Origin of the sequence: Gilliamella apicola, from assembly GCF_000599985.1 — a bacterium.
Taxonomy (GTDB): domain Bacteria; phylum Pseudomonadota; class Gammaproteobacteria; order Enterobacterales; family Orbaceae; genus Gilliamella; species Gilliamella apicola.
This window is the reverse complement of record NZ_CP007445.1, coordinates 1,477,783-1,490,941: the sequence shown is the minus strand read 5'-3', so window position 1 is coordinate 1,490,941 and position 13,159 is coordinate 1,477,783. Positions and strand designations below refer to the sequence as shown.

At 34.3% G+C, this 13,159-nt stretch carries 10 protein-coding genes and 1 pseudogene; 5 read left to right on the top strand and 6 right to left on the bottom strand.

Going from position 1 to position 13,159, the window contains the following annotated elements:
- Positions 1–31: 31 nt before the first annotated feature.
- The 5 genes and pseudogenes from argH to GAPWK_RS06880 all read right to left on the bottom strand — a co-directional run bounded on the left by argH (position 32) and on the right by GAPWK_RS06880 (position 6,556).
- Entirely contained in the window at positions 32–1,405 is a 1,374-nt protein-coding gene (gene argH, locus GAPWK_RS06900) for an argininosuccinate lyase (protein ID WP_025315522.1), read from the bottom strand.
- Between the two features lie 265 nt (positions 1,406–1,670).
- A pseudogene (locus tag GAPWK_RS06895) lies at positions 1,671–2,888 on the bottom strand (argininosuccinate synthase); the annotation flags it as partial.
- Positions 2,889–2,995: 107 nt separating this feature from the next.
- Complete coding sequence (gene argB, locus GAPWK_RS06890; protein WP_025315520.1) at positions 2,996–3,775, bottom strand: acetylglutamate kinase; 780 nt, start codon at positions 3,773–3,775, stop codon at positions 2,996–2,998.
- 89 nt (positions 3,776–3,864) lie between these two features.
- Positions 3,865–4,875: an N-acetyl-gamma-glutamyl-phosphate reductase gene (argC, locus tag GAPWK_RS06885; RefSeq protein ID WP_025315519.1), complete on the bottom strand. Its 1,011-nt coding sequence runs from the start codon at positions 4,873–4,875 to the stop codon at positions 3,865–3,867.
- 217 nt (positions 4,876–5,092) lie between these two features.
- Complete coding sequence (locus GAPWK_RS06880; RefSeq protein WP_025315518.1) at positions 5,093–6,556, bottom strand: aminoacyl-histidine dipeptidase; 1,464 nt, start codon at positions 6,554–6,556, stop codon at positions 5,093–5,095.
- A gap of 150 nt (positions 6,557–6,706) precedes the next feature.
- On the opposite strand from GAPWK_RS06880, the gene gpt reads away from it, so the two are divergent.
- From gpt to proA, 5 genes are all read left to right on the top strand, one after another.
- Positions 6,707–7,240 carry a xanthine phosphoribosyltransferase gene (gene gpt / locus GAPWK_RS06875; protein ID WP_025315517.1) on the top strand — a complete coding sequence of 178 codons (534 nt, stop codon included), beginning with the start codon at positions 6,707–6,709 and terminating at the stop codon, positions 7,238–7,240.
- Between the two features lie 17 nt (positions 7,241–7,257).
- The gene (gene frsA / locus GAPWK_RS06870) at positions 7,258–8,514 is read left to right on the top strand and encodes an esterase FrsA (protein WP_038517319.1); all 1,257 of its coding nucleotides are present in this window, start codon (positions 7,258–7,260) and stop codon (positions 8,512–8,514) included.
- A 26-nt stretch (positions 8,515–8,540) separates the two neighbouring features.
- The gene (gene proB, locus GAPWK_RS06865) at positions 8,541–9,650 is read left to right on the top strand and encodes a glutamate 5-kinase (protein WP_038517316.1); all 1,110 of its coding nucleotides are present in this window, start codon (positions 8,541–8,543) and stop codon (positions 9,648–9,650) included.
- Positions 9,651–9,675: 25 nt separating this feature from the next.
- On the top strand, positions 9,676–10,092 hold the full coding sequence (locus tag GAPWK_RS06860; RefSeq protein WP_025315515.1) for a hypothetical protein: 417 nt from the start codon (positions 9,676–9,678) through the stop codon (positions 10,090–10,092).
- 245 nt (positions 10,093–10,337) lie between these two features.
- Positions 10,338–11,591, top strand: a complete 1,254-nt coding sequence (gene proA / locus GAPWK_RS06855; RefSeq protein WP_025315514.1) for a glutamate-5-semialdehyde dehydrogenase — start codon at positions 10,338–10,340, stop codon at positions 11,589–11,591.
- Between the two features lie 54 nt (positions 11,592–11,645).
- On the opposite strand, the gene trhP is transcribed toward proA, so the two are convergent.
- Positions 11,646–12,989, bottom strand: a complete 1,344-nt coding sequence (gene trhP / locus GAPWK_RS06850; protein ID WP_038517313.1) for a prephenate-dependent tRNA uridine(34) hydroxylase TrhP — start codon at positions 12,987–12,989, stop codon at positions 11,646–11,648.
- Between the last annotated feature and the right edge of the window lie 170 nt (positions 12,990–13,159).

Here is a 13,159-nt window from a genome sequence, read left to right as displayed (position 1 = left end):
TATGAGATAATTAAAAAAATAATTCGGATGATTAGACTAACTGCTTTTTTGCGTTTTCAATAGCAATTTTAACTTGTAGTGGCGATACACCACCTTTAGCTGAACGTTTGGCTAAACAAGATTCTAAAGATAGCACTTCGTAAACATCATTATCTATAACTGGGCTAAATAATTTTAATTCTTCTAATGAAAGTTCTTCTAATGCTTTTTGTTTAGCGATTGCACCAACAACTGCTTCACCTACAATATGATGAGCTTCGCGGAAAGGTATGCCTTTTGCGACTAAATAATCAGCAAGTTCAGTTGCATTTGAGTAACCTTGTTTTGCTGCTTCTTGGCAATTCTTATAATTGATTTTGATGCCTTCTAAAACTAAAGCTGCCATATCTAAACATTCTTGCCAAGTATCGATAGCATCAAATAAATGTTCTTTATCTTCTTGTAGATCTTTATTGTAAGCCAAAGGTAGACCTTTAAACGTCATCATAGCCCCAGCTAATGCTCCAGCCACACGCCCTACTTTACCGCGAATCAGTTCTAATGCGTCAGGATTTTTCTTTTGTGGCATAAGCGACGAACCAGAAGTTACTCGATCGGATAATTCAACAAAATTTGCTTCACCACTATTGAAAATAATAAGGTCTTCTGCAAAGCGCGATAAATGTACCATACCAATTGAAGCATTATTAAGTAATTCTAGAATATGGTCACGATCGGATACAGAATCTAAACTATTATTGGTTGCTTGTGCAAAACCGAGCCAATGTGCCAATTCTTCGCGATCCATTGGATATGCAGTACCAGCTAATGCCCCAGAACCTAAAGGGCTGACATCTAAACGTTTTAATGTATCTTGTAATCGACTTATATCACGGGTTAACATTTCAAAATAGGCTAAGCACCAATGTGCAAAAGTTATCGGTTGAGCACGTTGTAAATGTGTATAGCCAGGCATAACGGCATCTTGATGTTGTTCAGCGGTTGTCAATAGTGCTTGGCGTAGATGATTAATTGCATTAATTAATTGTGATATTTCAGCTTTGCACCATAACTTAAGATCCGTGGTTGATTGATCATTACGACTTCGACCTGTATGTAATTTTTTACCTAAATCACCAACTCTTTCAATTAATTTTTGTTCTACCCAGCTATGAATATCTTCCGCATCACTCTGTAAAATTTGCTGCGGGTCTTGTTGAACTGAATGAAGCAATTCATTTAAAGCTTTTTCTAATTTTTTCTGTTCATCATAAGATAAGACGTTAACAGTAACCAATGCTTTAGACCAAGCAATTGATCCAATGATATCTTGCTCTGCAAGACGATAATCAAAACGCAATGAATCATTAAATTTTTTAAATCGCTGATCTGCTGCTTGGCTAAAACGCCCACCCCATAATGCCATAATTACCTCAATACTATCTTTAATTATTTGTACTACGATTTTTATTTATCGTTGTTAACTAGTTATAGTTTTATAATAAATCTAAATTTAATCAACAGTAAAAGCAATATATACAGGACATTGCCTGTATATATTGGTTACTTTATTTAATTTAACTACGAATCAGAAATTACTTTTTCGCTTTGGATTTAGTTTTGACTTTAGTTGTCGCTTTTTCCTTATCTTCTGCTTTAGTTACAGTTTTTTTAGCCTTTTTGGCTGGTTGTTTTTGCTTTTCTTCATTTAAAGCACGAATTCGTGACGATAATGAGAATAGACGAATAAATCCACCAGCATGGCTGTGATCATAAACTTCATCTTCACCAAATGTAGCAAATTCTTCATTGTATAAGCTATTTGGAGATTTCTTTTGTACAGCAGTTGCACTGCCTTTATAAAGTTTTACCACAACTTCACCAGTCATATCTTCAGCTAAAACTTCAGCAGCAGCTTGGATTGAGCGACGATATGGGGCAAACCAGCGACCATCATAAACAACATAAGCCATTTCTAAACCTAATTGTTCACGCCATTTAAAGCTGTCACGATCTAAAATTAATTGCTCTAAACCACGTAATGCGGTCATCATGATAGTTCCACCTGGAGTTTCATAACAACCTCGAGATTTGATACCTACTAAACGGTTTTCAATGATATCAACACGACCTACACCATGTTTTGCACCAATTTTATTTAATGTTGCAACGCAGTTATAAGGAGATAATTTTTTTCCATTGACAGAAACAACTTCACCTTTTTCAATTCCGATAGTAACAAGTTCTGGTTGATTTGGCGCATCTTCTGGTGAGACAGTCCAAGCCCAGCAATCAGCATTAGATTGATTCCAAGTACTTTCAAGAACACCACCTTCTGTAGAAATATGCCATGCATTTTCATCACGACTGTAGATCTTTTCAACGGTTGCTGTGGTAGGAATTTTACGAACTTTTAAATAATCAATTAAAGCTTCACGCGAACGTAAATCCCATTCACGCCAAGGGGCGATTACTTTAAGTTGTGGGGCAAGAGCTGTATAGGTTGTTTCAAAACGAACTTGGTCATTACCCTTACCTGTTGCGCCATGACAAAGCGTGTCTGCACCAACTTCTAAAGCATATTCCACTTGAGCTTTAGCAATAATTGGTCGAGCCATTGAGGTACCTAAATAATAAGTACCTTCATATAAAGCCCCTGTTTTTAATACTGGATAAACATAATCTTTAACAAATTCTTCTCGTAAATCGACGACTTTACAAGCTACCGCACCCGATGCTTTAGCCTTTTTTTCGACATCTTTTAATTCTTTCGGATCTTGACCAACATTAGCCACAAACGCATAAACTTCACATCCGCCATAATTCTCTTTCAACCAAGGAATAATCGCTGATGTATCCAAACCACCTGAATAAGCCAATACAACCTTTTTTGTTTTACTCTTTTTCATGCTATACCCTTTCTAAATTAACTTACGATAAGTAAATGAGCTAAAGTTTATATGTTTTCAATATTTTAAATAATGGTAACTAGCCTAATATATTGTTTGTATTTTATTTAAGCAATAATTCTTGTGCCAGTTACAACTGATTTTCCATTAAATAATTCAATTAATTTATCTGATTGTTTCCAACTTGCAATATCAATAGGTCGTCCTAATGCTGTTGCTGCTTCGAAAGCTGAATTAACTTTGACAACCATACCATCGGTAATAACGCCATTTGCAATAAGCTGATCGGCTTGTGCTCTTGTTAAAGATTCAATTAATTGTTTGTTTTCATCAAGAACACCAGCCACATCAGAAAGCAAAATCAAATCTGCATTTAAAGTTTTGGCTAAAGCTACCGCAGCATGGTCGGCATTGACATTCATCATTTGTCCATCCACAGTAATACCAATTGAACTGACAATTGGTAAGTAACCTGCATTTATCAATAAATTGATTAAAGTCGGATCACCTGCTTTAGCTTCACCTACATAACCCAAGTCTTCAGAAATTTGTTTAACTTCAACGCTATTTCCATCGGCTAAGCAAAGTCCAACAACAGCTATTTGTAGTTTTTTTGCTTCTGATAATAATCGGGTATTAGCACTACCAGCGAGACTACCAACAATAACATCAATCTGGTCTGCAGGCGTAACACGTAAACCATTACGACGAACAACCGGCATGGATAGGCGATCCATTAATGAGTCAACGAGACTACCGCCGCCATGAACTATGATTAATGGACGACGGAAATTTTTTTTATATTCATTAATAATAACAAATAGATTACTTAAAGCATCTTTGTTATCAAGTAATACACCGCCTAGTTTTATAATTAATGGTTTCATTTTTGCTTCCTATTAGTTTTAAATTAATTATCCAATAATTATATTTATTTACCTAAACTTCAAAATAGTAATTAAATATTATATATCTTTTATAATAACGATAAAGTTTGTTCGTAACCAAAGCGAATATTCATACATTGCACAGCCTGAGCTGCAGCACCTTTTAGTAAATTATCTTCAACTGAAATTAGAATCAAATGACGATCTTTTAAAGCAAAACCAATATCACAATAAGGCAGATTTACCACTGCTTTTAAAGAAGGCCAATCTTTTTCATACACTCGAATTAATGGTTTATCTTTATAATATTTATTCAACGCATTAAGGATATCTTGAGCAGTTACATCCTCTTTAACTCGACATGTAATGGTTGCATGAATACCCTGTTTAAAACAGCCTAAATGTGGTGTAAAGATAACCTGCTGCCCTAAATGTTTTACAATTTCGGGTTGATGGCGATGAGTAAATAGCCCATAAGCATGTAAACTTACCTCACAAAAACTATTGTTATGTGTTGATTTTCGCCCCGCACCACTCACACCACTAACCGCATTGATGACTGGCCACTGAGTATTATCTAATAAATTTTCTTCAATTAAAGGTTTAAGCGGTAATTGTGCAGCTGTAGGGTAACAACCGGGAACTGCAATTAATTGAGCTTGTTTAATCTTTTCATAATTCCATTCAGCTAGACCATAAACAGCTTTATTTAGCCATTTTTGATGTTGATGGGTAAAACCATAATAATCGGTATAAAACTCTGGTGAATTAACACGATAAGCACCAGACAAATCAAAAACAGTACAACCTTGTTCTAAAAAATAAGGAGCAATGTCATGACTAACGGAATGTTCCGTTGCTAAAAAAACAATATCAACATCATTGATATAAGAAGAGTAATCAGACGTGGCAATAAGTGGTAGGTCAATCACCCCTTTTAATTGAGGGTGTAAATTATTATCAGAAATAAGTTTACCGCCGTCTTTACTATTTTCCGATACAGTTAAAGCGATTAATTCAATATGTGGATGCTTATTTAAATAATAAGCTAACTTTGCACCTGCATAACCACTCGCTCCAATAATAATTGCCTTTAACATGTCTGTCCTAATTTATTTCAGTGCAACAATGTTATATATAGTAGGTTATTTATCAAATTAACTCAAGCAAAAAAAATGAATTTTTATTCACTTTTTATGAATTTATTTTCAATAAATATTGTTTGTATTAAAGCTAATACAAAGTAAAAAATTAAAACAGAAAAATAAGTTAAATTTGCCTGCTATTAAATATTAGCAGGCATATAAAATGAATAGTTTATTTCAATTGAGCCGCAGATTTTAATATCGCTATAAGTAACTCCCAATATCGAATAACACTTTGAATATTTACTTTTTCATCTGGAGAATGAGGCGATACAATTGTTGGGCCGATTGATATCATATCCATATTAGGATAAGTTTGCTTAAACAATCCACATTCAAGTCCTGCATGAATCACCATAATCTTAGCCTTTTGTGAAAATATTTCGTAATATTTATCTTTAGCTAATTGTAAAAGACTCGAATTCAAGTTTGGTTCCCAGCCAGAATACCCACCACTGATTTCATAATTGGCATTGGTTAACTGACTAAGCGATATTAAAGTTGAAACAACTGCATCTTTTGCACTATCAACTTGTGAACGAATTAAATAATGAGTATTTAATTGATTTTCTAAAATATTAACAATGCCTAAGTTAAGTGAAGTTTCCACAACACCATGTAACTGATCGCTCATACGAACAACACCATTAGGTGCAGAATGCAAATAGTTAATTATTTTATTTTGATGTTCAATCGTCAAAACACGTTTAACTTTATCTGAAGTTACTTCTGATAAAGTTATCTGTATCGAAGGTTCAACGTGACCTAATTCATTATTTAAAGTTGTTTGATATTGCTTAACTATAGATTTCAATTGAGGTAAATCTTGTTTATTTAAAGTCATTTCAGCAAAAGCTTCTCTAGGGATGGCATTACGTAACGAACCACCTTTTATATCAGCTAATCTAAATGAAATATCTTGTGCATATTCAGCTAAAAAACGAGCCATTAATTTAATTGCATTACCACGACCTAAATGAATATCGCAACCAGAATGCCCGCCTTTAAGGCCTTTAAGCGAAACACTAATATAACAATCATGCTTTTCAGGAATGACAGCATAAGCAACTGCAAAAGTTGAAGTAAAATCAACGCCACCCGCACAACCCGTAAATATTTCCCCCTCATCTTCTGAATCGGTATTAATAAGATAATGACTTTTTAACCAATTAGATTGAAGACCGAATGCTCCATGCATCCCTGTTTCTTCTGATGTAGTAACTAAAACTTCAATAGGACCATGTTCAATAGTGGGATCTATTAAAACTGCTAATGCTGAAGCCAATCCTATACCATTGTCCGCACCTAAAGTTGTACCTTTAGCTTTTACCCATTCACCATCAACATAAGGTTGAATTGGGTCGGTAGTAAAATTGTGAACGGTCTCTTCATTTTTTTGTGGCACCATATCCATATGAGCTTGTAGAGCAATAGATGGGCAGTTTTCCATTCCTTTAGTAGCAGGTTTGGTTAATAAAATATTACCAACTTTATCAAGCTCACAATGAATGTGATGAGTATTTGCAAAATCAACGATATATTTAGTAATCATTTGTTCATGATGAGATGGGTGTGGAATTTTACAAATATCATTAAAAATCTGCCAAATAGATTTTGGCTTTAAAGTAGAAAGCATAATTTAACCTCAATATTGTGTCAGTAATAAATTAATGAGTAGTTTTTTTCGTGTAATCGCTTTATAATAAGGTGCAATTTTACATCTATTTTTAGTCCATTAATATTAATTTATTATATTCGTATATTCGATTAAAATTGCAGGTTACTCATGTCAATAGAACAAACTTTAACAGAAGAAGAAATCAAAGCCCAAAAACAGCATAAAGCAGAACTTATCGCTGAAAAAGAAAAATTCAATGTCACTTGGGAAATGTTACAATCTTACGGGCGTCAACTATCCAAACGTTTATTACCTGCAAACCAATGGAAAGGTATTATTGCTGTTAGCCGTGGTGGATTAGTTCCAGCTGCTATTCTAGCTCGTGAATTAAGTATTCGTTACGTCGATACGGTTTGCATTTCAAGTTATGATCATGATCATCAACGTGAAAAGTTAATCTTAAAACAAGCAAATGGCGATGGCGAAGGCTTTATTGTTGTTGATGATTTAGTCGACACTGGCAACACCGCACATACTATTCGTGAAATGTATCCAAAAGCTCGATTTGTTACCATTTTTGCTAAACCAGCAGGTAAACCGCTTGTTGATGACTATATTGTTGACATTGAGCAAGACACTTGGATTGAGCAGCCTTGGGATACAGGTGTAATGTTTGTTAAACCTATTAGCGATCATCAATAAGGATATTAAACACAATTATGACTACTACCGAAAATTTATCTGCTCAGATTTTTAAACCACAATACGATTATCCTGAAACATCAGCGCTTATTAATCGTGTTGATAGTAGCGACGGTAGTAGTATAAGTCCTTTGGATGGTGAAATTGATTCAAGATGGTATCGGATCATTAATCCTTTTTTATGGATTTGGCGAGGATTACCTAAATTAGAGGTTGAAGAACTTCTATCTAAAATTGCCGCCTCAACAAAACATCATACCAATGAAAAATGGTTAGATACCGTTATCGGTTATCAATCAGGTAATTGGGTTTATGAATTTTTAAATCAAGCTGCATTGTGGCAATCTAAAGCTGATTCAATTGGTCAAGAAAACCTAAGTGATGAAGATAAAACAAATTTACACAATTATTTTCTTATCGCTAGCGAATATTCAAGCATTGCTAGTTATCCACATTTTAAAAATGATGAACTAGCTATGTATGCACAAACTTGTGCTTATCAAGCTTATATGAAAGCGCTCAAATATTCTCCTTTTACAGTCAAAGAGCTGGAATTTAAAGTTGATAATCGTAATGTTAAAACGTTTTTGCACTTACCAAAGACGGACAACACTTGTCCTGTTGTATTAATATGTAATGCGTTGGGCAGTTTACAAATTGATTATTATCGTTATTTTAAAGAATATTTGGCTCCTCGTGGATTTGCTATGTTAACCGTTGATCTACCAACTGTGGGATATAGCCGTAATTTTGCTTTAACTCAAAATAGCAGCCAGATTCATCAAGCAATATTGGAACAACTTTCATCAGTTCCATGGGTTGATAATAGTCGCGTTATTTTAGCTGGATTTCGATTTGGCTCTCATCTTGCAACACGGTTAGCTTATTTGATGCCAAATAAGATTAAAGGTTTATTCAATTTTACACCTTTTGTTCATCAAATATTTGTAGATAAAGATTTGCAAAAAAATCTACCAACTAGCTACAAAGATATGTTGGCTAGTCGTCTTGGTTTACCTTCCATATCTAATTTACAATTAGCAGCAGAATTAAATTACTTTTCACTTAAAAATCAAGGATTATTAACTCATGGTTGCCCAGTGCCTGTAATGAATATTATTTTTGAAGAAGATATCTTAAGTAATTTAAATGAAGTAAAATTGATTCGTTCAATTAAACAAAATAAATTAGTAACCATACCTAAAACACCATTACAAAAAAGCTTGCATGATGCGTTAACTCAGTCTGTAAATTGGATGGAGTCGGTTTTGTAAGATCTGATTTAAAATAAGAGTATGTTATGACCATAAAAAAACAACAAACTGTCGTTGTTAAATTAGGTACCAGTGTATTGACCAGTGGCACCAAACAGTTAGATCGAGCACAAATCGTAGAACTGATTAGACAATGTGCTATTTTACATCAAGATGGACATAAAATTATTATTGTTACATCTGGCGCGATTGCCGCAGGTCATGAATATCTTAACTACCCTACTCTTCCCAATACCGTTGCATCAAAACAGCTACTTGCATCAGTTGGTCAAAGTAAACTAATACAACTTTGGGAACAACTCTTTTCAATCTACAAAATTTACATTGGTCAAATGTTGTTAACACGTGCTGATCTTGAAGATCGCGAAAGATTTTTAAATGCGCAAGACGTTTTAAAAGCCATGTTAGACAATCACATTATTCCCGTTATCAACGAAAATGATGCAGTAGCAACTGCTGAAATTAAAGTGGGTGATAATGATAATTTATCCGCCTTAGCGGCTATTTTAGCTCAAGCCGATAAATTAATTTTATTAACAGATATTGCAGGTTTATATACAGCCGATCCAAGATCAGATAAAAATGCTAAATTAATTCATGAAATCGACCATATTGACGATAAGTTACGTAGTATTGCTGGAGACAGTGTTTCTGGACTTGGTACTGGTGGCATGGGCACCAAAGTACAAGCGGCTGAAGTAGCAGGAAGTGCAGGGATTGAAGTTATTATTGCGGCAGGTAATAAGCCTAATGTCATTATTGATTCTGTAAATAATCAATCAGTTGGCACACGTTTTATTCCACCAAAAACACCCTTAGAGCACCGTAAACATTGGTTATTCGGCGCACCTAAAGCAGGCAAAGTTTTGTTGGATGATGGCGCAGTAAATGCCATTTTAAATAATGGCAGTTCACTTTTACCCAAAGGTATTTTACAAGTTGAACAAAATTTCTCACGTGGTGAGGTCATTGATATTTGTGATAAAACAGGTAAGAGTATAGCTCGTGGAGTAAGCCGTTATAATAGCGACGCATTAAAACAAATTGCAGGACATCACTCACAAGAAATTAATCAAATCATCGGCTATGAATACGGCTCTGTCGCCGTACATCGTAATGATATGATTATTAAATGATCACTTAAGGATAATAAAGATAAAAATGAAATTGGAAAAACCAAAAAAAATTTATGCCCGTCGTTTTGTGATTTTACGACTCATTATTTTAATTGTTGCGGCAATATTTCTTTATGAGATTGATCCAGATTTATGGATTAATTTTGTTGTTTTTATATTTGTAATATCCGTATTAATTATCAGATATTTCATGGTATATGTCACAATATATGAAAATTCTATTACATTCAGACCAATAATGATAGATAGCAATATAAATGTACCATTTGATTTAATAAAATCGATAAAATATGAACCCAAAAAAGTTTTTATAAACTACATTGATGAGTTAGATGGAAAAGAATCAACCTTAACAATATCTTTAGAAAAGTTAGATGGAAATTCTAAAACAGAATTGCTAGATATTTTGAAAACAGTTTTGAAAGATAAAACTTTATTATAGATTAATAATTTTTAACGTAATGAAGAATAGACTTATAAAAATACAATTTAGAGACAATAACAATACTTTGGATTATATAGTGTTTTTTATATCGAGTTATCACCATTAACAAAAAATAGAATTAGGGTTATATTATAGTAATAATTTTACACTAATATATTATACTGGATTCAATTAATAAATCTTTATTAAGAAAGTCCAATTTATTCAGAGCGATTTGTGAATCAAATTAATAAAGGTCTAAAATGATAAACCAGATTGGAAAAGAAGCAAAACTTGCTTCTTATCAATTAGCACAATGCCCTACTACAACTAAAAATAAAGTTTTAGCTGTTATTGCTGATTTATTAGAAAAACACAGCGCAACAATTCTTACCGCTAATGAAAAAGATATCCAAGCAGCCAAAGAACAGGGATTAAATGAAGCGATTTTAGATCGTTTATTATTAACACCTGAACGATTGTTATCAATTGCCAATGATGTGCGAAAAGTGATTTCATTAACCGATCCTGTTGGCCAAATTATTGATGGAGCTACTTTAGAAAATGCTTTAAAGTTACAACGTCACAGAGTGCCATTAGGTGTAATAGGTGTAATATATGAAGCTCGTCCTAATGTGACGATTGATATTGCCACACTTTGCCTTAAAACGGGTAATGCAGCTATATTAAGAGGTGGTAAAGAAACCATCCATACCAATCGTGCAACCGTAACCATTATCCAGCAAGCACTTGAGCAAGCTGGTTTGCCTAAAACAGCAATACAATTTATTGATAATCCTGATCGAAAATACATCAATGAACTACTAAAACTTGATAAATATGTTGATATGATTATTCCTCGTGGAGGTGCAGCTTTACACAAACTTTGCCGTGAACATTCAACCATACCTGTTATTACCGGCGGAATTGGTGTTTGTCATATTTTTGTCGATGAAAGTGCCGATTTTGATAAAGCATATCCAATTATTTTAAATGCTAAAACTCAAAGACCAAGTACGTGTAATACTCTGGAAACATTGCTTGTACATACTAAAATTGCTAAAACATTTTTACCCAAACTTAGTCAAATTATGGCTGATAACCAGGTTATATTACATGCCGATACAGAAGCGTTTAAAATTTTAGAAACAGGAGTAGCAAATGTGTTCCCTGTTGAAGATCAAGAATTACGTCAAGAGTGGCTATCTAAAGATTTAAATATAGTTATTGTTGACTCACTTGAGCTAGCGGTTGAACACATTCGTGAATACGGCAGCGGTCATTCTGAAGCAATATTAACACGTGATTTAACAAACGCTGAAAAGTTTGTCAATTTAGTCGATGCAGCGGCTGTTTATGTCAATGCATCTACTCGCTTTACCGATGGTGGACAATTTGGTTTAGGTGCTGAAGTCGCTGTTAGCACACAAAAACTACACGCACGTGGACCGATGGGACTTGAAGCATTAACAACGTATAAATGGATCGGTTATGGTGATGATTTGATTCGTCAATAATAACAATTAAAGTAACTGTTCGGTGAAGCCGAACAGTTTTAATTAATTTCTAGACTAATCGAAGTTCCTCATCAATAAGGCATAATTCAAATCAATCTCTTCAGGAATTGGAATATAAACAATATGCCCATCCCCGAGTCCTGCTGGCACAGGTTGTCCTTTCTTATTTTCCATACGTTCAATAATAAAAGTCGTATTACCTTTAGGTGTCATCATCTCTACACTGTCACCTACTGAAAACTTGTTTTTAACAATAATTTCAGCCAAACCATTTAAACGTTTTCCACTAAACTCACCAACAAACTGCTGTCTGTCTGATACTGAATGGCTATGCACATAATTTTGCATATCTTCATGTTTGTGACGACGTAAAAATCCTTCGGTATAACCACGGTGGGCTAAAGATTCAAGCTCAGTTAACAAACGAGGATCAAAAGGTTTCCCCTCACTTGCTGCATCGATTGCTTGACGATAAACTTGAGCCGTTCGAGCACAATAATAAAAAGATTTAGTACGGCCTTCTATTTTTAATGAATGTACCCCAATTTTGGTTAAATCACCAACTAATTCAACCGCTCTTAAATCTTTAGAGTTCATTATATAAGTACCGTGTTCATCTTCAAAAGCCTGCATATATTCGCCAGGACGTCCTGATTCTTCTAACATGAACACTTTATCCGTAGTGGAACCTATACCTAAAGTTGGCTCCACTTGCTGAACGGGAATCGGTTCACACTTGTGTACAATTTGCCCTACTTCGTCTTCTTTGCCTTCCGCAATTTTATATTCCCAACGGCAAGCATTAGTACACGTACCTTGGTTTGAATCACGTTTATTGATATAACCTGAAAGTAAACAACGTCCAGAATATGCCATGCAAAGCGCACCGTGAATAAAGACTTCTAGCTCCATTTCTGGTACTTTTTCTCGAATTTCAGCAATTTCATCCAATGACAATTCACGCGACAAGACCACTCGAGTTAATCCGATTTTGTGCCAAAATTTTACAGTAGCCCAGTTAACGGCATTCGACTGTACGGATAAGTGAATTTCCATTTTTGGAAAATGTTCACGGACTAACATAATTAAACCAGGATCGGACATGATAAAGGCGTCTGGTTTCATGTTGACAATAGGCTCTAAATCTCGAATAAAGGTCTTTAATTTTGAATTATGTGGAGCAATATTAACAACAACATAAAACTTTTTACCTTGCGCATGGGCTTCGTTAATACCAATAGCTAGATTTTCATGATTAAATTCGTTATTACGAACACGTAAGCTATATCGAGGTTGTCCAGCATAAACTGCATCCGCACCATAAGCAAACGCATAGCGCATATTTTTAAGGGAACCAGCAGGAGAAAGTAACTCTGGTTTTGCATATAAAAGTGTCATTAAAAAATGCCTCTGATTTCAAGTCAGTATTACAGTATTGTAATAGGTTAAGCAAAAATAGGCTGGCATTTTACGCTTAAGCCTAGCGATTGGCAAATTTATTGTATCAACAATGTAAGTCATACAAAGCTTTATTGCATCAATTGAACATTAATGTTGCATAATGTGAT

Excerpts from the sequence above, each read along its gene's own strand:
- argH (WP_025315522.1), bottom strand. The coding sequence starts at position 1,405 with ATGGCATTATGGGGTGGGCGTTTTAGCCAAGCAGCAGATCAGCGATTT.
- argB (WP_025315520.1), bottom strand. The coding sequence starts at position 3,775 with ATGAAACCATTAATTATAAAACTAGGCGGTGTATTACTTGATAACAAA.
- argC (WP_025315519.1), bottom strand. The coding sequence starts at position 4,875 with ATGTTAAAGGCAATTATTATTGGAGCGAGTGGTTATGCAGGTGCAAAG.
- GAPWK_RS06880 (WP_025315518.1), bottom strand. The coding sequence starts at position 6,556 with ATGCTTTCTACTTTAAAGCCAAAATCTATTTGGCAGATTTTTAATGAT.
- gpt (WP_025315517.1), top strand. The coding sequence starts at position 6,707 with ATGTCAATAGAACAAACTTTAACAGAAGAAGAAATCAAAGCCCAAAAA.
- frsA (WP_038517319.1), top strand. The coding sequence starts at position 7,258 with ATGACTACTACCGAAAATTTATCTGCTCAGATTTTTAAACCACAATAC.
- proB (WP_038517316.1), top strand. The coding sequence starts at position 8,541 with ATGACCATAAAAAAACAACAAACTGTCGTTGTTAAATTAGGTACCAGT.
- GAPWK_RS06860 (WP_025315515.1), top strand. The coding sequence starts at position 9,676 with ATGAAATTGGAAAAACCAAAAAAAATTTATGCCCGTCGTTTTGTGATT.
- proA (WP_025315514.1), top strand. The coding sequence starts at position 10,338 with ATGATAAACCAGATTGGAAAAGAAGCAAAACTTGCTTCTTATCAATTA.
- trhP (WP_038517313.1), bottom strand. The coding sequence starts at position 12,989 with ATGACACTTTTATATGCAAAACCAGAGTTACTTTCTCCTGCTGGTTCC.